The organism is Mycobacterium sp. IDUB_5 (assembly GCF_055419565.1).
Genome location: NZ_JBVAXX010000009.1, coordinates 178,184 through 201,432 on the forward strand (window position 1 = coordinate 178,184; position 23,249 = coordinate 201,432).

General features: G+C 69.2%; 22 protein-coding genes and 2 pseudogenes. 8 read left to right on the top strand and 16 right to left on the bottom strand.

Annotated elements, in window-relative coordinates; translation table 11 throughout:
* Positions 1-196: 196 nt before the first annotated feature.
* Complete coding sequence (locus tag ACZY1G_RS26720; protein ID WP_463818213.1) at positions 197-604, bottom strand: DUF3040 domain-containing protein; 408 nt, start codon at positions 602-604, stop codon at positions 197-199.
* Positions 605-833: 229 nt separating this feature from the next.
* On the opposite strand from ACZY1G_RS26720, the gene ACZY1G_RS26725 reads away from it, so the two are divergent.
* From ACZY1G_RS26725 to ACZY1G_RS26740, 4 genes are all read left to right on the top strand, one after another.
* On the top strand, positions 834-1,421 hold the full coding sequence (locus tag ACZY1G_RS26725) for a GNAT family N-acetyltransferase (protein ID WP_463824055.1): 588 nt from the start codon (positions 834-836) through the stop codon (positions 1,419-1,421).
* A gap of 74 nt (positions 1,422-1,495) precedes the next feature.
* Complete coding sequence (locus ACZY1G_RS26730) at positions 1,496-2,146, top strand: LppM family (lipo)protein (protein ID WP_463824093.1); 651 nt, start codon at positions 1,496-1,498, stop codon at positions 2,144-2,146.
* An 80-nt stretch (positions 2,147-2,226) separates the two neighbouring features.
* Positions 2,227-3,315: a bifunctional (2E,6E)-farnesyl/geranyl diphosphate synthase gene (gene idsA2 / locus ACZY1G_RS26735; protein WP_463818216.1), complete on the top strand. Its 1,089-nt coding sequence runs from the start codon at positions 2,227-2,229 to the stop codon at positions 3,313-3,315.
* A 2-nt stretch (positions 3,316-3,317) separates the two neighbouring features.
* Positions 3,318-4,874 (top strand): alpha-(1->6)-mannopyranosyltransferase A, encoded by a 1,557-nt coding sequence (locus ACZY1G_RS26740; RefSeq protein WP_463824056.1) that lies wholly within the window; start codon positions 3,318-3,320, stop codon positions 4,872-4,874.
* Here the strand turns inward: ACZY1G_RS26740 and ACZY1G_RS26745 are convergent.
* On the bottom strand, positions 4,795-5,199 hold the full coding sequence (locus ACZY1G_RS26745) for an Rv2175c family DNA-binding protein (protein WP_463818218.1): 405 nt from the start codon (positions 5,197-5,199) through the stop codon (positions 4,795-4,797). The genes ACZY1G_RS26740 and ACZY1G_RS26745 overlap by 80 nt on opposite strands.
* A gap of 72 nt (positions 5,200-5,271) precedes the next feature.
* Here ACZY1G_RS26745 and ACZY1G_RS26750 point away from each other — a divergent pair, with 72 nt between their 5' ends.
* Complete coding sequence (locus tag ACZY1G_RS26750; RefSeq protein WP_463824057.1) at positions 5,272-6,498, top strand: protein kinase domain-containing protein; 1,227 nt, start codon at positions 5,272-5,274, stop codon at positions 6,496-6,498.
* 36 nt (positions 6,499-6,534) lie between these two features.
* On the opposite strand, the gene ACZY1G_RS26755 is transcribed toward ACZY1G_RS26750, so the two are convergent.
* From ACZY1G_RS26755 to ACZY1G_RS26765, 3 genes are read right to left on the bottom strand one after another with little or no spacing between them, the layout of a single operon-like run.
* Positions 6,535-7,923 (bottom strand): class II 3-deoxy-7-phosphoheptulonate synthase, encoded by a 1,389-nt coding sequence (locus tag ACZY1G_RS26755; protein ID WP_463818220.1) that lies wholly within the window; start codon positions 7,921-7,923, stop codon positions 6,535-6,537.
* Between the two features lie 20 nt (positions 7,924-7,943).
* Positions 7,944-8,432, bottom strand: a complete 489-nt coding sequence (locus tag ACZY1G_RS26760; protein ID WP_335330574.1) for a polyadenylate-specific 3'-exoribonuclease AS — start codon at positions 8,430-8,432, stop codon at positions 7,944-7,946.
* Positions 8,432-9,304, bottom strand: a complete 873-nt coding sequence (locus ACZY1G_RS26765) for a hypothetical protein (RefSeq protein ID WP_463824058.1) — start codon at positions 9,302-9,304, stop codon at positions 8,432-8,434. Before ACZY1G_RS26765 ends, ACZY1G_RS26760 begins: the two co-directional genes overlap by 1 nt.
* A 96-nt stretch (positions 9,305-9,400) precedes the next feature.
* Here ACZY1G_RS26765 and ACZY1G_RS26770 point away from each other — a divergent pair, with 96 nt between their 5' ends.
* A complete protein-coding gene (locus ACZY1G_RS26770; protein WP_463824059.1) occupies positions 9,401-10,666 on the top strand; it encodes a glycosyltransferase 87 family protein in 1,266 nt (421 codons plus the stop codon).
* Here ACZY1G_RS26770 and ACZY1G_RS26775 read toward each other — a convergent pair.
* The 6 genes and pseudogenes from ACZY1G_RS26775 to ACZY1G_RS26800 form a co-directional block, all read right to left on the bottom strand.
* Positions 10,663-11,389 (bottom strand): annotated as a pseudogene (locus tag ACZY1G_RS26775) (hypothetical protein). The gene ACZY1G_RS26770 and the pseudogene ACZY1G_RS26775 overlap by 4 nt on opposite strands.
* 122 nt (positions 11,390-11,511) lie before the next feature.
* Positions 11,512-12,237 (bottom strand): lysophospholipid acyltransferase family protein, encoded by a 726-nt coding sequence (locus ACZY1G_RS26780; RefSeq protein WP_463818224.1) that lies wholly within the window; start codon positions 12,235-12,237, stop codon positions 11,512-11,514.
* A 77-nt stretch (positions 12,238-12,314) separates the two neighbouring features.
* A complete protein-coding gene (locus ACZY1G_RS26785) occupies positions 12,315-12,695 on the bottom strand; it encodes a hypothetical protein (RefSeq protein WP_463818225.1) in 381 nt (126 codons plus the stop codon).
* A complete protein-coding gene (locus ACZY1G_RS26790; protein ID WP_463818288.1) occupies positions 12,692-13,969 on the bottom strand; it encodes an ArsA family ATPase in 1,278 nt (425 codons plus the stop codon). Before ACZY1G_RS26790 ends, ACZY1G_RS26785 begins: the two co-directional genes overlap by 4 nt.
* Entirely contained in the window at positions 13,962-14,399 is a 438-nt protein-coding gene (locus ACZY1G_RS26795; RefSeq protein ID WP_463818226.1) for an SRPBCC family protein, read from the bottom strand. Before ACZY1G_RS26795 ends, ACZY1G_RS26790 begins: the two co-directional genes overlap by 8 nt.
* A gap of 99 nt (positions 14,400-14,498) precedes the next feature.
* Positions 14,499-14,888 carry a polyketide cyclase / dehydrase and lipid transport gene (locus ACZY1G_RS26800; protein ID WP_463818227.1) on the bottom strand — a complete coding sequence of 130 codons (390 nt, stop codon included), beginning with the start codon at positions 14,886-14,888 and terminating at the stop codon, positions 14,499-14,501.
* Between the two features lie 95 nt (positions 14,889-14,983).
* Here ACZY1G_RS26800 and ACZY1G_RS26805 point away from each other — a divergent pair, with 95 nt between their 5' ends.
* A complete protein-coding gene (locus tag ACZY1G_RS26805; protein WP_463818289.1) occupies positions 14,984-16,795 on the top strand; it encodes an AMP-dependent synthetase/ligase in 1,812 nt (603 codons plus the stop codon).
* Here ACZY1G_RS26805 and ACZY1G_RS26810 read toward each other — a convergent pair.
* From ACZY1G_RS26810 to ACZY1G_RS26825, 4 genes are all read right to left on the bottom strand, one after another.
* The gene (locus ACZY1G_RS26810; RefSeq protein WP_463818228.1) at positions 16,792-17,937 is read right to left on the bottom strand and encodes a glycosyltransferase family 4 protein; all 1,146 of its coding nucleotides are present in this window, start codon (positions 17,935-17,937) and stop codon (positions 16,792-16,794) included. The two genes, ACZY1G_RS26805 and ACZY1G_RS26810, sit on opposite strands and share 4 nt — an antisense overlap.
* Positions 17,934-18,749 (bottom strand): peptidase, encoded by an 816-nt coding sequence (locus tag ACZY1G_RS26815; RefSeq protein ID WP_463824060.1) that lies wholly within the window; start codon positions 18,747-18,749, stop codon positions 17,934-17,936. The genes ACZY1G_RS26810 and ACZY1G_RS26815 overlap by 4 nt, the downstream gene beginning before the upstream one ends.
* Positions 18,718-19,860, bottom strand: coding sequence for a peptidoglycan hydrolase RipC (gene ripC / locus ACZY1G_RS26820; protein ID WP_463824061.1), 1,143 nt, complete (start codon positions 19,858-19,860; stop codon positions 18,718-18,720). The genes ACZY1G_RS26815 and ripC overlap by 32 nt, the downstream gene beginning before the upstream one ends.
* Before the next feature lie 152 nt (positions 19,861-20,012).
* Positions 20,013-20,258 (bottom strand): hypothetical protein, encoded by a 246-nt coding sequence (locus ACZY1G_RS26825; protein ID WP_463824062.1) that lies wholly within the window; start codon positions 20,256-20,258, stop codon positions 20,013-20,015.
* Between the two features lie 153 nt (positions 20,259-20,411).
* Here ACZY1G_RS26825 and ACZY1G_RS26830 point away from each other — a divergent pair.
* A pseudogene (locus ACZY1G_RS26830) lies at positions 20,412-22,190 on the top strand (DEDD exonuclease domain-containing protein); the annotation flags it as partial.
* On the opposite strand, the gene trpD reads toward ACZY1G_RS26830, so the two are convergent.
* Positions 22,128-23,210 carry an anthranilate phosphoribosyltransferase gene (gene trpD / locus ACZY1G_RS26835; protein WP_463818232.1) on the bottom strand — a complete coding sequence of 361 codons (1,083 nt, stop codon included), beginning with the start codon at positions 23,208-23,210 and terminating at the stop codon, positions 22,128-22,130. The pseudogene ACZY1G_RS26830 and the gene trpD overlap by 63 nt on opposite strands.
* Positions 23,211-23,249: the final 39 nt, after the last annotated feature.

Genomic DNA, 23,249 nt, shown 5'->3' on the forward strand with positions numbered 1-23,249 from the left:
ACATGTCGCGCGCATCCCCACTCGTGCCAGGTCAGCATGGATGGACGAGAGCCTCAAGCGATACGACGGGCAGCTCGTCTGTGCATGAAAGCGCAGCTCAGCGCACTCGAAACCCAAGCCGAAGGGGCGCGGTGGGGGGTCGTGGGGCAAAAAAGAGGGGCAGCCCTGATGGGCTGCCCCTTGTAAGCGCGGAACGCTATTCGTCGAAACGACGGCGGAAGCGGTCTTCCATCCGACTGGTGAACGAACCGCCACCACCCTTGGCCCGCTTCTGCCGATTCACCGGGCCTGCGTCGGCCGCCGGACGTTCACCGGCGACGCCGACCCGCGGGCCGGTGATGGCGAACACGACACCACCGAACATCACGATGAACCCGATCACCGACAGGATCGGGAAGCTGCCGATCATCGTCGCCTTGAACGCCACACCCGACACCAGCATCGCGAGACCGACCACGAACAGAGCCGCGCCCTGCAGGCGGCGTCGCGTCGACGGCGCCCGCAAGGTCCCGCCACGAACGCTCGACGCGAACTTGGGGTCCTCGGCATAGAGCGCGCTCTCGATCTGATCGAGCATGCGCTGCTCATGATCGGAGAGTGGCATTCGTCCCTCCCTCTTGCCGTGGGGGCGTCTCAGTCGTTCAAACATCAGGGTGTGCCCGCATGGACGGGCACTCAACGTCAATGATACGAGCAGAATCTGAGCCGTACCACCTAGTTCGGTCCCTGATTCTATGACGAGGGACTGTCGACGTACGACGCGCGTCATGGTTCGCTGCGATCCATCCGATAATGGTGACGGCCACCGGGTCCTCGCAGGGAAAGGCAGATACTTGGCGACGCATCTGATCGAGCTGTCGCCCGTCGATATGCAGCGCCGTCTGCGCGACGCCCTGTCCATCTACGTCGACGCCATGCACTACCCCCGCGGCACCGAGGAACAGCGCGCCTCGATGTGGGTAGAGCACACCCGCAGGCACGGCTGGAAGGCGGTCGCCGCAGTCCAGACGAGCGATGATCCCGGCGAAACGGACCTAGCCGACGCCCCCATGGTCGGCGTCGCCTACGGCTACTGCGGCGCACCAGACCAGTGGTGGCAGCAGCAGGTGGTCGCGGGGCTGCGCCGCAGCGGAGCCAGCGCCGCGCACATCGCGACGCTGATGACCAGCTATTTCGAGTTGACCGAGCTGCACATCCTGCCGACGGCCCAGGGCCGTGGGTTGGGTGAGGCGCTGATCCGGCGGCTGCTCGACGACCGCGACGAGGACCACGTCTTGCTGTCCACCCCCGAGATCAATGGCGAGGCGAACCGGGCCTGGCGGCTCTACCGCCGGTTGGGCTTCGGCGACGTCATCCGTGGCTACCACTTCTCCGGAGATCCGCGGGCGTTCGCGATCCTCGGCCGCGCTCTGCCGCTGTAGGGCACCTCCCCGTGGTCGTCTGGCACGATGACCGGGTGCGCAACCGCCGCCGGACCTCCAGGCGTGTCCTCTCCATGGTGCTCGTGCTACTGGTGCTGGCCCCCTCGCTGATCGGGTGCGTCCGGGTACGCACGTCGCTGACCGTCTCCCCCGACGACCGGGTGTCCGGTCAGATCGTCGCCGCCGCAAAACCGCGCGACGACAGCGACAGAGGTCCGCAACTGCTCAACAACCTGCCGTTCGCGCAGAAAGTCGCGGTGTCGGACTACGACCGCGACGACTACGTGGGCTCCCAGGCCGTCTTCTCCGACCTGACCTTCGCCGAGCTCCCGCAGCTGGCCGGGATGAACCGCGACGCCGCCGGCGTCGACATCTCGCTGCGTCGGGCCGGAGACCTCGTCATCCTCGAGGGCCGAGCGGACCTGACCTCGCTCAGTGACCCCGAGGCCGACGTGTCGCTGTCCGTGTCGTTCCCCGGCGAGGTCACCTCCACCAACGGCGACCAGGTGTCGTCGGAGGTGGTCGAGTGGAAACTGCGGCCCGGCGTCGTCAGCACCATGAACGCCCAGGCCCGCTACACCGATCCCAGTGCGCGCTCGTTCACCGGTGCCGCCATCTGGCTCGGCGTCGCCTCGGTGATCGTCGCCGGCATCATCGGCGCACTCGCCTACAACAGCCGGGACCGCTCGCCGAAGCCCGGGCAACCCGAAGAACAGCCCCGCTAGACGCTGCGGCGACCACCGACCGGTCGCAGGCTCTACGCTGAGCACTGCAGACGATCGCAAGAAAGGGGCGCCCGCTGAGCGTGGATGCTAATGCCACTACGGCACCGTCGGCCGTCGAGCTGGCCGCGGCCGTCACCGAACAGCTTCGCGGCTACCTGCAGGAACGGCGCCGCGATGCGGCCTACATCGGTGCCGACTACGCAGTACTGACCGAAGCCCTCGAAGAATTCGTGTTGCGCGGCGGCAAGCGGCTGCGCCCCGCGTTCGCCTACTGGGGGTGGCGCGCCGTTGCAGGCACCGAGCCCGATGCCGCGGTTCTGCGCCTCTTCTCGGCGCTGGAACTGCTCCACGCGTGCGCCCTGGTGCACGACGACGTGATCGATGCGTCGGCGACCCGGCGTGGCCTGCCGACCGTGCACCGCATCTTCACCGACCGGCACCGCGACCAGCGCTGGCACGGCTCCCCCGAGCAGTTCGGGCTGTCGGCAGCCATCCTGCTCGGCGACCTATCTCTGGTGTGGGCTGACGACATCGTCGCCACCGCGCCCATCGGAGCCGACGCGCAGCGGCGAGTCCATCGGGTGTGGGCGGCGATCAGGACCGAGGTGCTCGGCGGGCAGTACCTCGACATCGTCAACGAGGCCAGCGGCGCCGACACGGTGGCCGCGGCCCTGACCGTCAACACCTACAAGACGGCCTCCTACACCATCTCCCGTCCGCTGCAGCTCGGCGCCGCAGCGGCCGCGGACCGCCCCGAGATCCAGGACGCCTTCCACGAGGTGGGCACCGGTCTCGGCATCGCGTTCCAGCTGCGCGACGACGTGCTCGGCGTGTTCGGCGATCCGGCGATCACCGGGAAACCGTCCGGGGACGACCTGCGCTCCGGCAAGCGCACCGTCCTGTTGGCCGAGGCCATCGCGCTGGCCGAGGAGCGGGACCCGGTCGCGGCCAAACTGTTACGCACCTCCATCGGCACCGATCTGTCCGACGACGCGGTCACCGAGCTGCGCGCGCTGATCGAATCCGTCGGGGCGCTGGCCGCCGTCGAGAACCGCATCGAGACCATGACCGCGACGGCGATCGGCATCCTCGACTCCGCGCCCATCGACGCGCAGGCCCGAGCGGGGCTGACCGAGCTCGCCAGATTGGCCGCGAACCGCACCGCGTAGGCATGACGACACCCGCGCTCTCCCCCGCACCGCCGCTACCGCGGTTCCGCGCCTTCGCGGCGTCGCAACAGGCCAAGCCCGCCTGGATCGGAGCACTCGGGGCACTGTTGGTCACCGCCGGTGGGCTCGGCGCCGGCAGCACCCGGCTGCACGATCCGGTGCTCGAGTCGATGCACCTGTCCTGGCTCAGATTCGGGCACGGCCTGGTGCTCTCGTCGCTGCTGCTGTGGAGCGGCGTGGTGCTGATGCTCCTGGCCTGGCTGTGGCTGGGCCGCGACGTGATCGCCCGTACCGCAACGCACTACACGATGGTGGTCACCACCGGCTTTTGGCTGGCCCCTCTGCTGCTGAGCGTGCCGCTGTTCAGCCGCGACACCTACTCCTACCTCGCCCAGGGCGCGCTGCTGCGCGACGGGTTCGACCCCTACCTCGTCGGCCCGATCGCAAACGCGAACTCGTTGCTGGACAACGTCAGTCCGATCTGGACGACGACGACGGCGCCGTACGGGCCCGCCTTCATCCTGATCGCCAAGTTCGTGACCCTGCTGGTCGGCAACGACGTCGTCGCCGGCACCATGCTGCTGCGGCTGTGCATGCTGCCCGGTCTGGCCCTGCTGATCTGGGCGGTCCCGCGGGTGGCCCGCCACGTCGGCGCGAACACGGCAGCGGCGCTGTGGATCTGCGTGCTCAACCCGCTGGTGATCATCCAGTTGATGGGCGGCGTGCACAACGAGATGCTCATGGTCGGCCTGATGATGGCCGGGATCGCGCTGTGCTTCGGCGGACGGTGCGTGGCAGGCGTGACGCTCATCGGGGTGGCCGTCGCAGTGAAAGCCACCGCGGGCCTGGCCCTTCCGTTCATGGTGTGGGTGTGGGCGCGCGCCCTGCAGCAGCGGCGCGGATTCTCGGCCGTCAAGGCGTTCCTGGTCGCCACCGCCTCCTGTGTCGTGGTGTTCGCGGCCGTGTTCGCCGTGCTCTCCCTGGCCGCCGGCGTGGGTCTGGGCTGGCTGACCGCGCTGGCAGGCTCGGTGAAGATCATCAACTGGCTGACCGTCCCCACGGCCATCGCGAACTTCGCCAACGCCGTGATCGGCCTCGTGATCCCCGTCAACTTCTATGCGGTGCTGGACATCCTGCGCATCATCGGCATCGGGATCATCGCCGTCTCGGCGCCCCTGCTGTGGTGGCGCTACCGGCGCACCGACCGCGACAACCTGATGGGCATCGCCACGCTGATGGTGATCGTGGTGCTGTTCGTCCCGGCGGCGCTGCCCTGGTACTACACCTGGCCGCTCGCGGTGATGGCCGCCCTGGCCCAGTCGCCGCGGGCGATCGCCCTGATCGCCGGCTTCTCGACGTGGATCACGGTGACCTGGCGGCCCGACGGGGCCCACGGCATGTACTCGTGGTTCCACGTCGCGCTCTCGACCGCGTGTGCGGTGGGCGCGTGGTACTGGCTGCACCGAGCGGCCGCAGGGCTCAGTACGCCATCGCCTGCGCCCGGCGAACCACCTCTCGAGCCTGATGCGAATGCAGCGCGTCCACCGGGCGCGCATTAGGCAGCCCCTCGGACGCCCCGTCACGCCGGATCGTCAGTGACGGATCCGGGGTGAACAGCCACCGCACGATCTCGGTCGCGTGATACCCGCCGTCGTGCAGCACGGAGAGCAACCCCGGCAGCAGCTTGACCACATTGCCCTTGTCGTCGAAGAACGCCGTCGGGATCACCACCTCACGCCCGCGGCGCACGGCGACCAGGTGACGCTCCCGCAGGTGCTGGTGCACCTTGCTCACCGGAACCTTCAACAGCCGCGCGACAGTGGGCACGTCGTAGACGTCCTCGTCGGGTGACAACACATCCTCGGCAGTCGGAATGCTGCTCATCGCACAGAGTCTAGGCCCACGACGGCACCTGATGATGCCGCTTGGCGGGTCGGCGGCGACGCGGCTCGTACCATGAGTCCGATGGAAACCTTCCAGCCGACCGGCGGGCTGACCGGGGCAGTGCTGGACGGCCGCTACCGGGTCGGCGCACTGATCGCCACCGGCGGCATGTCCGCGGTGTACCGCGGGGTCGATCTGCGGCTGGACCGCCCGGTCGCGTTGAAGGTCATGGACAGCCGCTACGCCGGCGACGAGCACTTCCTCACCCGGTTCCAGCGCGAGGCCCGTGCGGTGGCACGGCTGAAGGACCCCGGCCTGGTCGCGGTGTACGACCAGGGTGGCGGCACCCCGGGTGGTGAACCCCCCTACCTGGCGATGGAACTCGTCGAAGGCGGCACGCTGCGCGAATTGCTGCGAGAGCGCGGCCCGATGCCGCCGCATGCCGTCGCGGCGGTGCTGCGGCCGGTGCTGTCCGGCCTGGCCGCGGCCCACCGCGCCGGACTCGTGCATCGCGACGTCAAACCCGAGAACGTGCTCATCAGCGACGACGGCGAGGTCAAGATCGCCGACTTCGGCCTGGTGCGGGCACTGGCCGAGGCGAAGATCACCGCGACCAGCGTGATCCTGGGCACCGCCGCGTATCTCGCGCCCGAACAGGTGTCCGCCGGCGACACCGACGCCCGCGGCGACGTGTACGCCGCAGGCGTGCTCGTCTACGAATTGCTCACCGGCAGTACACCGTTCACCGGCGACAATCCGCTCGCGGTGGCCTACCAGCGGCTGGACCACGACGTACCCCCGCCGAGCAGCCGAATCGCCGGTGTGCCACGGCAATTCGATGAGCTCGTCACGTGCGCGACGTCTCGGGACCCGGCGGGCCGCTTCGCCGACGCTGCCGAGATGGCCGAGGAACTCGACGTCATCGCGACCGAACTGGGACTGCCCCGATTCACGGTGCCCGCCCCGCGCAACTCCGCGATGCACCAGTCGGCGTCCGTCGTCGACGCACCGACGACGAACCTCGCAGGCCCGCGGCACACCCGGGTGATGGAACGCGACGATTCGCTCGAACCCAACGACGAATCTGCGGACTACGAATCGGAGCTCGACTCGGATTTCGGTGACGAATACCGGCCCCTGACAGGGCGATTCGCCGGGATCGACCTCGAGGAGTTCTACTGGGCCCGCCAGCGCGCGAGGCGGACGCTGCTGTTCTGGGTCATCGCGGTGGTGACACTGGCGGGGCTGGCCGGCGCCGGCGCGTGGACGCTCGGCACCAATCTGCCCAACCTGCTCTAGTCCCCTGCTCTAATCCCGGAGCATCTCCGCCCCTGCCTAATCGCGGAGCATCTCCGCCACCAGGAACGCGAGCTCCAGCGACTGCTGCGTGTTCAGTCGCGGATCGCACGCCGTCTCGTACCGGCCCGCGAGGTCCGTATCCGAGATGTCCTGCGCGCCACCGAGACACTCGGTGACGTTCTCGCCCGTGATCTCGACGTGGATACCGCCCGGGTGGGTGCCCAGCGCGTGGTGCACCTCGAAAAAGCCCTGCACCTCGTCGACGATGCGGTCGAAGTGACGCGTCTTGTAGCCCGTCGAGGACTCGTGGGTGTTGCCGTGCATCGGGTCGCACTGCCAGATCACCTGGTGCCCCGACGCCTGCACCTTCTCGATGATCGCCGGCAGCACATCGCGGACCTTGTGATTGCCCATGCGGCTGACCAGCGTCAACCGGCCCGGCTCGTTGTTGGGGTCCAGCCGCTCGACGTACTCGACGGCGAGCTCGGGTGACGTCGACGGCCCGATCTTGATGCCGATCGGGTTGGCGATCACCTCGGCGAGCGCGACATGGGCACCGTCGAGCTGGCGCGTGCGCTCGCCGATCCACAGGTAGTGCGCGGACAGGTCGTACAGCTTGGGCCCGGTCGGTGACTCGGTGTCCATCCGCAGCATCGCGCGCTCGTAGTCGAGCACCAGCGCCTCGTGGCTGGCGAAGATCTCGGCCGTGTCGAGGTTGCGGTCGTCGACGCGGCAGGCGCTCATGAACCGCAGACCGCGATCGATCTCCCCGGCCAACGCCTCGTAGCGCGCGCCGGCGGGCGAGGTCCGCACGAACTCGCGGTTCCACTCGTGCACGTGATGCAGCGAGGCCATCCCCGACGACGTCAGCGCGCGGACCAGATTCATCGCGGCGCTGGCATTGGCGTAAGCACGCACCAGCCGCGACGGATCGTGTTGGCGGACCGCGGCATCGGGGGCGAACCCGTTGACCATGTCGCCGCGGTAGGACTTCAGACCCAACGCGTCAGTGTCCGACGAGCGCGGTTTGGCGTACTGCCCGGCGATGCGGGCCACCTTGACCACCGGCATGCTGGCGCCGTAGGTCAGTACCACCGCCATCTGCAGCAGCGTGCGGATGTTGGCCCGGATGTGCGGTTCGGTGTTGTCGACGAACGTCTCCGCGCAGTCACCGCCCTGCAGCAGGAACGCCTTGCCCCGCGCCACGTCGGCCAGCTGCGCCTTGAGCTTCTCGACCTCCGACGGCACGGTGACCGGCGGCACGCTCTCGAGCACGGTGCGCATCGCGGCGGCCTGCCCGGCGTCCCAGCTCGGCTGCTGCAGTGCTTCGCGGGCCAGCGCCGCGTCCAGGCGCGCGCGGAGATCCTCGGGCAGCGGCGGCAGCGCAGGCAGCTGGTCGATGGGTACGTCGACGGTCCAGTTCACCCGTCCATCGTAACGACGGGTCAAAACCGCTTTTCGTCGGTGATCAGCCGGTAGCGGACCAGGTTGTGCTTCGCGTCGACCAGCGCGTCATGAGCGTCACGCGGCCGGGGCGGCATCCGCGGGCTGCCGGCGTCCTCCCAGTACTGACGCAACTCGCGGGTGAACCGCGGCATCGCCGGCGGAAGATCCGTCATCGGACCCCAGAGCTGGCACAGCACCACATGGTCGTAGGCGCCCACCCAGGCCCACAGCTCGATCGGCTCGTCGCCGTCGACGCCGAAGAAGTCCTCCAGCTCCGAACGGATCTGGCGCCGGGACCGCCACAGCTTCGACGCCGGGGACGGGAGCTTGGGCAGCACGTTCTTGCGTACCCACCGGCCGGCGCGCTCCGGGTCGAACTCGGTGGAGATCGCGTAGTACTCGCGGCCGTCCTCGGCGGCGACGCCGATCGAGATCAGCTCGATCGTGCGCCCGTTGTCGATGAACTCCGTGTCGTAGAAGTACCGCACTACGCGACGTCCCTGCTGGGCGCCGGCGCGGCGTGGATCTCGCGATCGAGCTCCTGGTCGACCTTGGCGTCGTCGGGGAACTTCGGCATGCCTGAGATCGCGTCCTGCAGCCACAGTTTGGCCTGGATGACCGGCCGGCGCAGCCAGCGTTCCCGTTCCAGCGCGCGGTGCATCTTGCGCGGCCTTTTGGTGTACCGCCACCGCGCCCAAGGCGCGTGCGGACGCGAGAGCCGGATGGCCCCGACGATCAGCAGCGGGGTGATGAACATGCCGACCAACCCCGTCCACACCTTTCCCTTGAGCAACACGATCACCGCGAGCAGCAGCGTGAGCACCGCCGTGCCGATCACGATCGCACGGGCGGCGACGGACTGGTCGTCACGCCAGATCGTGACGTCGAAGAACGACAGCGGATTGAAGCCGAGGATCAGCAGACCCGCCACTGCGACGGCGACGAACACCGCATCCACCGACGCCCGGCCGTCTTCGGACCAGTACACGTCGGACAGGTGCAGGATCAGCGCGAACTCGTCGAGCACCAGCGCGGAGCCGATCCCGAAGACGATCGACGCGGCCGTGAACTCGGGTACTCCCCCGTCGACAGCCAGCGTGACCATCGCGACCCCGGAGACCATGACCAGGATCACACCGATCACCACGTGGTGGATGTGCAGCCCGCCGCCACCGGAGATGTTGCGCGGCTGCCACCACTTGCGGGGCGCATCGCTGTCGGCGTGGCTACGGATGTACCGCACGATCGTGCGGGTCACGAAGAACGTCAGGATGAACGCGACCAGGCAGCACACCAGCGGCAACCGGGAGTACGGAATGCCGTCGGGGAGCCCGAAGTCGAAGTCCAGCGTCGGGTGCACGTGGAGAACGTACGCCAAAAGTCCCGTCGACCTGCGCGTGTCGCGGCCCGGGGTCGCGCCGGTGCCGCGGTGCGCACCGATAGTCTGGTCGGCGATATGAGGACGTTGCGGGGGGGTTGGGTGCCGGCGCTGGCCTGGCGGCTGTTCTGCCTGCTGGCAGCGATCGCGCTGGTCGGAGTGGGCTGGCGGCTGCTGGGCCATGTCCCCTACCGGATCGACATCGACGTCTACCGCATGGGGGGGCGGGCCTGGCTGGACGGTCAGCCCCTCTACGCCGACGGCGCGATATTCCACACCCGCGGCGGCATCGACCTGCCCTTCACTTATCCGCCGCTGGCCGCGGTCGTGTTCTCGCCGTTCGCGATGCTGAGTCTGGAGGCGGCCAGCGTCGCGATCACCGTGACCACGCTGATCCTGCTGCTGGTGTCGGCGGTGATGCTGCTGACCCGCCTGGACGTGTGGCCGACGACGCAGATCACCGCTCAGCCGGCCTGGCTGCGCCGGTGCTTCCTCGCCGCGGCGATCGTCGCGCCCGCCGTGGTCTACCTGGAGCCGATCCGTGCGAACTTCGACTTCGGGCAGATCAACGTCGTGTTGATGACGCTGGTGATCGCCGATTGCGTGCCGCGGCGCACACCGTGGCCCCGCGGGATGCTGCTGGGCCTGGCGATCGCGCTGAAGCTCACCCCCGCGGTGTTCCTGCTGTACTTCCTGCTGCGCCGCGACACCCGCGCGCTGCTCGTGACCGTGGCCTCGGCAGTCGGCGCGACACTGCTGGGTTTCGCGTTCGCGTGGCGCGACTCGTGGGAGTACTGGACAGAGACCGTGCGCAACACCGACCGGATCGGCACCGCGACGCTGAACACCAACCAGAACATCGCGGGCGCGCTGGCCCGGCTGGGTCTCGGTGAGGACGTCCGCTTCGTGCTGTGGACAGTGCTGTGCTTCGCGGTGCTGGCGCTGACGGTGTGGGCGGTGCGACGGGCTTTGCGCGCCGAGCAGCCGGTGCTCGCGCTGATGTGCGTGGCGATGTTCGGCCTGGTGGTGTCACCGGTGTCCTGGTCGCACCACTGGGTGTGGACGTTGCCGGCGATGGTGACGACGGCCGTGCTCGCGGTCCGGTTGCGGCATGCCGGCCTGGCGGCGGTGTTCGTGGTGGGGTTGGCGTTGATGGTGTGGACGCCGATCACGCTGCTGCCCGAGCACCGCGAGACCACCGCGTCGCTGTGGCGGCAGCTCGCCGGTTCGTCCTACCTGTGGTGGGCGCTGGCGGCGATCGCCGTCACCGGGACCGTCACGGCCGGGGCGGCCCGCGGCCGGGCGGCGACCTCGGTGCCTGCCGTCGACGCGGTGCAGGCCTAGGCCGCGTCCCCCAACCGCCCAAACCGACGATTGAGCGGGTGAGTACGAGAAGCGCACGCCATTGCGTCGATCTCGGCGCCACCGCGGCGCAGGTAGGCCTCGTACACGCGCGCGATCACCTCGCGGGGCGGGTCCTCGTTGACGACGGTGACCACCTCCCACTCGAGCTCCGTGAGCGTCGGCAGCCGCCGCCTGTCCTTCAGGTACTGGGCGCGTTCGGTCTGGTGCTGGGCACCGTCGTACTCGACAGCCAGTCGCAGGTCACGCCACCCCATGTCCAGCACCGCCGCGAAGCCGTCGGTTGAGACGGCGATCTGCGTCGAGTCTGCCCAGAGCAAGTGCGCGGGGCTGGTGACGGCCGAGGTCGAACGCCGTCCGCGCCGCGGTGGTGACGGGCAGACCCGCCACCGCCGTGATCTCGTCGGGACGGTATCGGTCCATCCGGATCACCAGGCCGGGTTGTCGACGGCGTTCGGACACCAGCAGCTCGATCGGCTCGCGCGCGTCGATCCACTGGGCCCCGTGCAGCGCTGAGGCGGCGACGCCGGCGATGACGCCGCGCCGGTCGGACGTCAACCAGGCACCGAGAATCCGGTCGTCCAGCGTGGGCACGGCATTCTTGGGCATGTAGACCCCGCGGAACATCTGCGTGTACCAGCGACGCAGATCGTGGCGGGGAACGCCGTCACCCAGTGCGTCGCGGCCGAGAAAGACCTCTGTCATGACGGCATCGTGGCCGCGAGGTCCGACACGGCGCGCCCGCCGGCGTCGAGATCGACGAAATGGCGGGAATCACTCGCACTTTCCCGCCCAAACGTCGGTTTGGGCGGAGGGGGCGCTGACGGTCAGCCCGCGGCGGCTTCCGGGAAGCGGGTCGGCGGCTTGGTGGCCGCCTCACCTTTTCCCTCTTTGATGTCGGCCGCGTAGAGGTCGACGTACTCCTGGCCGGACAACTGCATCAGTTCGTACATGACCTCGTCGATGACCGCACGCTCGATGAAGCGGTTTCCAGCAAGGCCCTCGAAGCGGGAGAAGTCCATCGGGGCGCCGAACCGCACCGTGACCCGACCGAAGCGCCACATCTTGCTGCCCGGCGGATTGACGACGTCGGTGCCGATCATCGCGACCGGGATCACGGGCACCTGTGTCTCGAGCGCGAGCCGGGCCAGACCCGTCTTGCCCTTGTAGAGACGGCCGTCCGGCGAGCGCGTGCCCTCCGGGTACATGCCCAGCAGTTTGCCCTCCCCGAGGATCCGCTGTGCGGTCGTGAGCGCGCTCTGCGCACTGTCGGCGTCGGTGCGATCGATCGGCACCTGCCCGGCCGCGGTGTAAAACCAGCGGGTTAACCACCCTTTGAGCCCGGTTCCGGTGAAGTACTCGGCCTTGGCCAGGAACGTGATACGCCTGCTCACCACCAGCGGGAGATAGAAACTGTCCGCCACTGCCAGATGGTTACTGGCGAGGATCACCGCGCCGTTGGCCGGAACATGCTCCAAGCCTTCGACTTTGGGTCGGCCGAGCATGGTCAGCAGCGGTCCCATGAAGACGAACTTGAACAGCCAGTACCACATGGACCCTCCAGTTCACCCGACCGCGACGCTCTGTGCCAACTTTACCCACGCCGTGTGCCGGCGACCACAGCTGAGGCCTACTCCTCGACCGTGACCGGGATGTGCTGGTACCGGCCGGGCGGTGGTGGCCCCTCCGGAGCACCGTCCGGTGGCAGCGTCGACTCGGGTGGCGCGGCAGGCGCAGCTGCCCCCGCGGCCTGATCGTTGACGATCGCACGGACCACCGTCAGCAGCGAGACGCTGTGCTCGGCGACCACCGAGAGCAGCGGATGCTGCTCCCCGGAGACCAGCGCCGCGAGCGCGCAGACCGGGCACCACACCTGCTGGCAGCGGCCGGGGCTGTCCGGCGCGCTGGCCGCACGCGCCGCGGCCAGCCGAATCGCCGGCTCTACGCGATCGAGGATCGACTGGGCCAGCGCCCGCAATTCCGGGCCCGGATCAGGGTGAGCGCCGCTCATGCTGGCCACACCTCCGGATTGGGTCGAAAACGGACTGTCAGCTCGGTGCCGCGGAGCTGGGCGTCGACGACGATGCATCGTCGCAGCACAGAGGCCAGTCGCACGCGGCGGCGCATCCCGCCGACGCCGATGATCAGGTCTTCGTCGACCCTACCCAACGACAGCGACGACGAGTCGACCTGAGGCAGATCCACCCGCAGTCGGTACACCGCCTCCACACCGCTTCCCGACTCGCGGTCGACGATCGGGCGCAACGGGCCCGGCGGCGGCGAGCCGTCGCGCCGGCGGGCGTTGTCGAGCAACTCGCCGAGCGCCTTGGGTCCGATCGGTTCACCGGCAAGATGCGGCACCAGAACCAGCGCGACGTCCCCGATCACCCGATCCAAGTCGTCGAGCACCGCCCGCTGCTCCCCGATGCGTTCGGAATACCAGTCGAACGCGGGATGCTCGGGCAGGTTGCGGTATTCGAACGAATCGTCTTGCACCAGAACCTGATTGACGATCAGCTCGGCGACCTGCACTCCCATCAGCGCCAGCGAACCCAGCGTGCGGGCCGCCTCGGCGGCCACCACCCGTTCCGGCGTCATCACGAGATGGGCACTGACACGCGCCGAATCGGTCAGCATCGTGGCGAGCCGGTCGGTGCCGCCCCCGATGCGCTCCAGCAGCTGCACCACCGCCACCGACCGCGGATCGTCGAAGGTAGACAGCCGGCGATGCCGGGGCCACGCCCGCTCCAGGTACAGCCCGAACGTGGCGGGCAGGGTGAGCATGCGCATCGCATCGGCGGTCGAGGCGCAGTCGACGACGACCAGATCCCAGCTGCCCGAGTCGGCCAGCTCCGCCACTTCGTGCAGGCCGAGCACCTCCTGCACCCCGGGTAGAGCCGAAAGTTCTTCTGGCGCAAGGTCACTGATGTCTGATTCCGGGAAACGCCCGGCGAGCAGCACCGACGTATCGCGCCAATGCGCCGCCAGCAGGGCCAACGTGTCCAGCGCCAGCGCGTCCAGCGACCCTCCGCCGCCGTCGGCAGTGTCGAGCTCGGCCAGCACGCGGGTCGGAGTCCGCTCGCCCGTCGGCGTGATCGTCACCCCGAGCACGTCACCGGTGGAGTGCGCCTGGTCTGTCGACACGATCAGCACGCGCAGCCCGGAGCGCGCCGCGCGCACAGCTGTCGCAGTCGCCAGCGTCGACTTCCCCACGCCACCCTTGCCGACGAACAGGCTGATCTTCGTCGTCCCGGACGACCGGGTGGCGTCCGTGCCCTCAGTCAGCCTCGACTCGTTTCTTCAGATCTTTCAACGCGGTGTCCGTCAGCCTGCGTTCGGCCTTGCGCTTGAGCAGACCGATCATCGGGATCATCAGATCGACGGACAGCTCATAGGTGACGTCGGTCCCGGATCCCTTCGGCGCCAACCGGTATGCCCCTTCGAGCGATTTGAGCAACGTGCTCGACACCAGCGACCACGTCACCGACCCATGATCGGCCGGCCACGTGTAGGCCAGCACCATGGCGTCCTTGAGCACCGCGGCGTCGAGCACCAACCGGGCCACCAGCGGATAACCCTCGTCGTCGGCCTCGAGGATCTCGGCCTCTTTGTACTCGGCCACCCAATCGGGATAGGAACCGATGTCGGCGATGACGTCCATCACCGTCGAGGGGTCGGCGTCGATGTATATCGTCTGTGCCGTCTTGTCCGCCACTGAAGTCTTCTCCAGTCCTTCCGGTGCTGAGCCGAGCCGCACATCCCCCGCCGTTGGCGGCGAATCTACCCTCCCGACGCCTGGTATAGCCGCTATCGCTCAGGCCAACCGCGACACGCCGACAGGGCGGCCCGCCTCCAGCGTCTGTTTCACTTCGAACGCCATCGCCTTGCCCGCCACCCGCCGCTGATGATTCATCTTCGCGAGGTTCATCTTTTCCAGCTCCCAGGCCGCAGCGCCCGACGGCTCGGCGTGCATGAAGTAGTGCAGCACCACCCCGTCGAGCACCTTCTCCAACCAGATCTCCATGGAACCCGTCAGTGCACCCGTCACCGTCCAGCGGTGACCCAGCTCGCCGCGGTCCTCGACCACGGTGAGCCGCAGATCCGGCCACCAGCGGGCCCAGCTCGCCGGGTCGGCGACAGCGGCACCCACCGCCGCGGGATCCGCGGCGACGAACGTCTCGTCCGCGATCTGGATGCTGTTCATGACTGTCCACCTTCACACATGCTCCGGTGCCGCCTCAGTGGGGCCGACTACTCTGTACACGGCATAGCGGCATGTCAAGCGAGAGGGCATTCATCGTGCGCGAGTACACCGAACCGGCATCGTTCACCGTCGGCGAACACGACAACGTGGCAGCTGCGGTGTACCAGCACGAGACCGCCGATCCCGACCACGTGATCTTCCAGCGACTGGTCGGCGGCCAGTGGACGGATGTGACGTGCCGACAGGCAGCTCAGCAGATCCGTTCGGCAGCAAGAGGTTTGATCGCCGAAGGGGTGCAGCCCGGGGACCGGGTGGCGGTGCTGTCGGCAACCCGCTACGAGTGGGTGATCCTCGACTACGCGATCCTGTCGATCGGCGCGGTCACCGTACCCATCTACGAGACGTCCTCGGCCGACCAGGTGCAGTGGGTGCTCCAGGACTCCGGCGCCGTGCTGGCGTTCGTGGAGACCGACGCGCACGCGCAGACGGTCAAGGAACTGCAGGCCACCCTCTCCCATGGCCTTCCCGACCTCCGTAAGGTCTTCACGATCGACTCCGCGCCCTCGGCGCTCGATCAGCTGGCCGACGCCGGCGCGGCCACCGATGCTGCGGAGGTCGACCGCCGCCGCGACGCCATCGTCTCCAGCGATCCCGCCACGCTGATCTACACCTCGGGCACCACCGGCAGGCCCAAGGGGTGCCAGCTCACCCACGCCAACCTGCTCTCCGAGAGCCGCGGCGCCGCCCATTGCTTCCCGAGCCTGCTGCGCAAGGGCGGGCGGCTGCTGGTGTTCCTGCCGCTGGCCCACGTGCTCGCCCGGGCCCTGTCGATGACCGCCTTTGCCAACGGTGTCACCGTCGGCTACACGAGCGACATCAAGAATCTCGTGCCGATGTTCGGCCAGTTCAAGCCGACGGTCATCGTGTCGGTGCCCCGTGTGTTCGAAAAGGTGTACAACACAGCCGAACTCAACGCTCGCGAGGGCGGCAAGGGGGCGATCTTCGCCCGCGCCGCCGAGACCGCGATCGAGTGGAGCACGGCGCAGGACACGGGCGGCGCCGGCCTGCTGTTGCGCGCCAAGCACGCGCTGTTCGACCGTCTGGTCTACGGCAAACTGCGGGCAGCCATGGGCGGGGACTGCACCGCATCGATCTCCGGTGGCGCACCGCTGGGCGCACGGCTCGGCCACTTCTACCGCGGGATCGGCCTGACCATCTACGAGGGCTACGGCCTCACCGAGACCAGCGCGGCGATCACCGCCAACCGCATCGGCCAGCTGAAGGTCGGCACCGTCGGAAAGTTGTTGCCCGGCAACAGCATGGCGATCGCCGAGGACGGCGAGCTGCTGGTGCGCGGCGGTGTGGTGTTCGACGGGTACTGGCGTAACGAGACCGCGACCGCCGAGGCGATCGTCGACGGCTGGTTCCACACCGGTGATCTCGGCAGCGTCGACGGTGACGGGTTCCTGTCGATCGTGGGCCGCAAGAAGGAGATCATCGTCACCGCGGGCGGCAAGAACGTCGCACCCGCAGTGCTCGAGGATCAATTGCGGGCGCACCCGCTGATCAGTCAGGCGATGGCCGTCGGCGATGCGAAGCCGTTCATCGCGGCGCTGATCGCGATCGATCCCGAAGCGTTCGAGGGGTGGAAGCAGAGTCACGGAAAGCCGGCCGGCGCGTCGGTGGGCGAGCTGGCCGAGGACCCCGACCTGACTGCCGAGATCGACGCCGCGGTGAAGAAGGCCAACCAGGCGGTGTCGAAGGCCGAAGCGATACGCAAGTTCCGCATCCTGCCGTTGGACTTCACCGTCGAGACCGGGGAGCTCACCCCGACGCTGAAGGTGAAGCGCAAGGTCGTCGCCGAGAAATTCGCCGCGGAGATCGAAGCGCTCTACGCCAAGAGTTAGAGCAGCCGCGCCAGCCGCGCGGCCTGCATCTGCCACTGCCAGTTCTCGACGGCCCAGGTGCGCCCGGCTGCGCCCATCGCCGCAGCCCGGGTGCGGTCGGCGAGCAGATCACCGACCGCCGCGGCGATAGCGCCGACGTCCCAGCCGTCGACCACCAACCCCGTCTCCCCGTCGACCACCGTCTCCGGCGCGCCGCCTGAGCGGCCTGCCACCACCGGCACGCCGGTCGCCGACGCCTCCAGGTACACGATGCCCAGGCCCTCGACGTCCAGCCCGGCGCCGCGGGTGCGGCACGGCATCGCGAACACGTCGGCCATCGCGTGGTGGTCTGGCAGTTCCTCTCCCGGCACCCCACCGGTGAACACCACGTGCTCGGCCACTCCGAAACTGTGGGCCAGCCGCTGCAGCGTGGTGCGATACGGCCCGCCGCCGACGATCACCAGTGCAGCGCCGGGCACCCGGTCACGGATCGTGGGCAACGCCCGGATCAGCATGTCCTGACCCTTGCGCGGCACCAACCGCGAGACACACACGATCACGGGCCGATTTCCGAGGCGGTAGCGGGCGCGCAGTTCGGCGCGGGCCACCTCGTTAGGGGCGAACCGGTCGACGTCGACTCCGGGCGGTACGTGCTCGAGAGCCGCGTTGCGCCCGAACGCCGCGGCGAACCTGCGCCGTGTGTAGGCGCTGATGTAGGTCACCACATCAGTGTCGTTTCCGATGCGCCGCAACGCTGTTCGCGCAAGTGGAAGCATCGACCAGCCCACCTCGTGCCCATGTGTGCTGGCGATGACGCGGCGCGCACCGGCGGCGCGCGCCAGCGGCGCCAGCAGCGCGAGCGGCGCCGCGGCACCGAACCAGACGGTGTCGATGTCGTGCTCGGAGATCAACCGCCGCATCCGCCACGCGACGCTGGGCTCGGGCAGCATCAGCGTCGTGGGGTGACGCACGACCTGGTAGCCGGACACCGCGGCCACCGCGTCGTAGTCCTCGGCGCCCTTCCACGTCGGGGCGTACACCGTCAACGCCTCCACCGACGAGCCAGGCGAACCCACGAGATGGTCGACGAGCGCCTCCAGGTAGGACTGGATGCCTCCGCGACGCGGCGGATAGTCGTTGGTGACGAGCAGGACGCGGCTCATGCGGGCAGGTCGATCCCGAGCACCGTGCGCACCGCGGTCGCGGCGTCCGGATGGCCGGGGGCGCACGCCGCGACGTAGAGCTCCCGCAACCGGGGCGGACCGTAGGTCTGCGCGACAAAGGTGGCGAATGACCAAGCGCGGTCGTAGGCCTGCGACCGGTCGGGGCCCGGCGTGCTCAGCTCCGCGTCCGTGGGCAGCCGCGCGGGCGCGTCGACGCGGCCCGTGGGCGCCGGTCGGCCGACGTAATCGGCCACCCCCTCGGTCAGCCACACCGGGGCGTCCGCCGCCGTGGCGGAGCGTGCGGCGTAGTGAAAGAGCTCATGGCGCAGCACGATTCGCAGATCGTCGGCATTCATCGCGCTGGCTGCGGGCGAAAACGTGATGCGTTCGGCGGTGGTGGTCGCGGCGGTGTCCGGACCCGCGCCGGCGAGTGCGGCGAACTGCTCCGGCGAGCCGGCCACGACGATCGGGATGTCCTTCGGCCACTGTGGGCCCCAGAAGATCGTGACGGCCTGTTCGGCCGCGGGAAGTTCAGCGGCGATCCGGTCGAGCAGCGGCGCCGCGCCGCCGCCGAGGTCGATCAGCTGGGCTCTGCGACCGTCCGGAGTGATGAGGGTGCGTAGTGCGGGAGAATCCGCCGTCGATTCACCCGAGGCCGACGGCGGAGCCGCCAGAGCAGGTGCTGTGGGCGCCCTGGGGTAAGCGCCGCCGATCACCAGGACGGCGCACAGAGCTTCCGCACACAGGAGCGCCGCGAGACGGTGCCGCGAGCGGGCCCGATCAGTAGCGGCGGACGTTGTAGATCGGCGCATTGTCCACCGGAGCGACTCGCACCGGCGTGCCGTAGGTGGACGCATGCACCATCATGCCGTCACCGATGTAGATGCCGACGTGTGAGGCATCCGAGTAGTAGGTGACGAGATCGCCAGGCTGCATCTGATCGCGCGACACCGGCTGTCCGCCTGCAGCCAGCGCCTGGCTGGAGTGCGGCAGCGAGATGCCCGCCTGCTGGAAGGACCACATCACCAGACCGGAGCAGTCGAAGGCGCTCGGGCCGGCAGCGCCCCACGAGTACGGCGAGCCGATCCGGCTCAGTGCAGCCTGGATCACGGTGGTCGCTTCGGGAGACCCGGGCGGGGCGATATCGCCGGGCGGCACCGCTCCTGGCAACGGCGGCGCGGGCGGAGCGGCGAGCACTGCCGGGTCCTGACCAGGTGCAGGCGGGGCCGGTGGCGCCGCGGCAGGCGGGACGGGCGGGGCCGGCGGCATGGCGGCCAGCGCCTCGCGCTGAGGCGGAGTCAGCGCGTCGTACTGCGACTTGACGACGGCGATCTGCACCTGGAGCTGGCTCTGCTTGGACTGCAGGTCGGCACGCACGGCGGCGGCCTGTTCCGCGGCGGTCTTGGCCTCCGAGGCCGACACCGCGGACGCCTTCTCTGCGTCCTGGGTCTGCTTGCCCACCTCGAGATAGCGCGACATCTGCGCCGACATCTCGTGGGCCATCACGCGCTGGATCGACAGTTGGTCGATCAGGCCCTGCGGCGAGGACGCCGTCAGCATGGCCTGGAAACCGGACGGCCGCCCTCCCATGTACTGGGCGGCGGCCAGATCGTCGACCTTGCGCTGGAAGTCGGCCAGCTGCGCTTTGGCGGAGTCCACCGCCGCAACATCGTTGGCGTGCTTGACTTCTGCGGCCTGCTGGATCTCCAGCTTCTTGTTCAGGTCGAGCTGCGCGGAGTGCATGGCCTCCGTCGTCTGCTCGGCCTGGCGCGACAACTCGTTCAGTTTGGTCAGCGCGTCACTGGCCGGGTCGGCGTAGCCGGTACCCACAGCGAGCGCACCGGCAACCGCCACCGAGGCCAGGGCACTGATTGCGGGTCGCCAGAAACGGCTGATGCTCCGATGCGCGCGGTCGAGCGTCAAGATTTATGCGTCCTTCAACTGGCGTTACGAGCCGTCTCGAACTCTCTTAGGTCTCAGACAGGTTACGAAACGGCATCGGCCTTGTCCAACAGGAGACGCAAATTTAACAGTTACTCCTGTGAAGGATGGGACGGCGGTGACGCCACGCACCGTCAGGCAACTCCCGGCGTCCCGTGCCGATGCAGCGGCACGAGCCTCAATCGCGGCGCCAGGCCCACGTCAGCGAGGACTTCCAGGGCGCGCTGCTCGTCCACCAGCAAATTTTCGGGAATCCCGAGAAGCACGCTGACGACGCAGTCCTGGCAGCCCGGTCCGCGCACCGCGCAGTCGTCGCAGTCGATGGTCACCGTGCCGGAAGCGCCGGCGTCCTCGTCCTGTCGTGGCTGGTCATAACCCATGGCCTTGGTCCTCTCAGTCGCAGTCAGGGGCACGGTATCGACAGTGACCGACAAGTGAAGGCGACCGACAAGCGAGGGCGACCGACAAGTAAGGGCGACCGACTCCCGCGTGGCTGTCGACGACTTGTCGGCCCACCGTCCTACGGTCAGCGCATGGGTCAGCTGAGCTTCGCCGATGTCGATCCGGCGGCCGACCTGACGCTGCGCGAGACCACCTTCGTCGTCGTCGACCTGGAAACCACGGGAGGACGGTCCAGCGGCGAGCACCACGACCAGATCACCGAGATCGGTGCGGTCAAGGTGCGCGGGGGCGAGGTTCTCGGCGAGTTCGCCACCCTGGTCGACCCGGGCCGGGCCATCCCGCCACAGATCGTCGCGCTGACCGGCATCACCACCGCCATGGTCTACGACGCGCCGCGCATCGACGAGGTGCTGCCCGCGTTCCTCGAATTCGCGCGCGGCGCGGTGCTGGTCGCCCACAACGCCGGTTTCGACGTCGGGTTCTTGCGCGCGGCCGCCGAGCGCAACAACGTCCCGTGGCCCAAGCCGCCGGTGCTGTGCACGGTGCGGCTGGCACGCCGGGTACTGACCCGCGACGAGGCGCCCAGCGTGCGCCTCTCAGCGCTCGCGCAGCTGTTCGGGGCGGACACCACGCCCAACCACCGCGCGCTGGCCGATGCCCGGGCCACGGTCGACGTCCTCCACGGCCTGATCGAGCGGGTGGGCAATCAGGGCATCCAGACCTACACCGAGCTGCGGTCCTACCTGCCCGACGTGACCCCGGCCCAACGCCGCAACCGCCGCCTGGCCACGTCTGTGCCGCACGCCCCAGGGGTGTACCTGTTCCGCGGGCCGTCGAACGAGGTGCTCTACGTCGGCACCGCCAAGGACCTGCGGCGCCGGGTGAATCAGTACTTCACCGGGGCGGACCCCCGCACCCGGATGAAGGAGATGGCGTCGCTGGCCACCGGCGTCGACCACGTCGAGTGCGCCCACGATCTGGAAGCCGGCGTGCGCGAACTCCGTCTGCTGGCCGCGCACGCACCCCCGTACAACCGCCGCTCCAAGTTCCCGCACCGCTGGTGGTGGGTGGCCCTCACCGACGAGGCGTTCCCCCGCTTCTCCGCGGTGCGCAGCCCGCGCACGGACACCGCGATCGGTCCGTTCCGCGCCCGCGCCGACGCCGTCGACGCGGGCGCACTGATCGCCCGGTTCACCGGCATCCGAACCTGCACCAAGCGGCTCTCCCGCAGCGCCACGCACGGGCCTGCGTGCCCCGACGTCGAGGTCTCCCCCTGCCCCGCCGAGCGCGGCATGAGCGCCGGAGACTACGCCGCCGCGGTCGAAGCAGCCCACGCGCTGATCGACGGACACAGCGGCGAGGTGATCGGCGACATCCTGGCCCACATCGACGATCTCGCGCACCGGCACCGCTACGAGACCGCGGCCCGGATGCGGGACCGGGCGTCCGCTGCCATCGACGTGCTCTGGCGCGGCCAGCGGCTGCGCGCACTGTCGGCGATCAGCGAACTGATCGCGGCACGGCCCGACGGCGAGCGTGGATGGCATCTGGCCGTGATCCGGCACGGCCAACTCGCCGCCGCCGGCGTGGCACCTCGCGGAGTGCCACCGATGCCTGTGGTCGAGGCCCTCTGCGCGGCCGCCCAGACCGTACTGCCGAGCGCGGCCCCGCACGGCGGCGCACTGATCGAGGAGATCGCGCTCATCGCGCGCTGGCTGACCCACCCCGGTGTGCGGATCGTGCGCACCGACACCGGGTACTGCTCGCCGGTCGGCGCCGCCGGACGTTGGGCCGGGTGGGCGGCGTCGGCACGCTCGGCCCGGGTCGCTGCCGAGCAGCTCGACTCCTCAGAGCTCCTGAGTGAACCGAGCCCAACGCGCGAGCAGCTGTTCGGCCGCCCCGGAGTCGATCGCCTCCTTGGCGCGAGCGAGCCCGGACTCCCACGCCGGGACCCACTTGGCGTCGCTGGATAGGCCGGCGTGGGACACCAGAGCCCCGGCGGCGTTGAGCAGCACGGCGTCGCGCACCGGGCCGCTCGCCCCGCCCAGGACCGCGCGGGCCTCGGCGGCATTGGACTCGGCGTCCCCGCCGACCAGCTCGGAGATGTGCGCGCGGGCGAAGCCGAACGCGGCCGGGTCGAAGCGCAGCCTGTCCACGGTGCCCGCCTGCACCCGCCAGATGGTGCTCGTCGTCGTCGTGGTCAGCTCGTCGAGACCGTCGTCCCCGTGCACCACCAGCACGCTGGACCCGCGGGTCGCGAACACCTCGGCCATCACCTCCGCAAGCTCGGCCCACGCGCAGCCGATCAACCCGGCGCGCGGTCCGGCCGGGTTGGTCAGAGGCCCGAGCAGGTTGAACACCGTCGGCACCCCGATCTCGCGGCGGGCCACCCCGGCGTGCCGGTAGGACGGGTGGAACTGCGGGGCGAAGGCGAACCCGATGCCCACCTCGGCGACACAGCGTGCGACCTCGTCCGGTCCCAGATCGATGCGCACCCCGAGCGCCTCGAGCGTGTCCGCGCCTCCGGACAGCGATGTCGCCGCGCGGTTGCCGTGTTTGACCACTTTGACGCCGGCGGCGGCCACCACGATCGAGGCCATCGTCGACAAGTTGACGGTGTTCGCGCCGTCGCCTCCGGTGCCGACGACGTCGACGGTGTCGGTGCCGATCGTCTCGGTGGGCACGCGGTGGGCGTGCTTGAGCATGATGTCGGCGAGCTCGCCCACCTCGGCGGAGGTGGGTCGCTTCATCTTCATCGACACGCCGAAGGCGGCGATCTGCGCCGGCGTGGCGGCGCCGGTCATGATCTCGTCCATCGCCCAGGCCGCCTGCCCCGGCAGAAGGGACTGATCGGTGGTCAGTCGACCGAGGATCACCGACCACGTCGGGGCGGCCACAGACGAGTCGTGCGCAGCGGAAGCAGGAGTCACGACGCGATTATGACGAATTGCTCGACCCGGGTGGAGTTT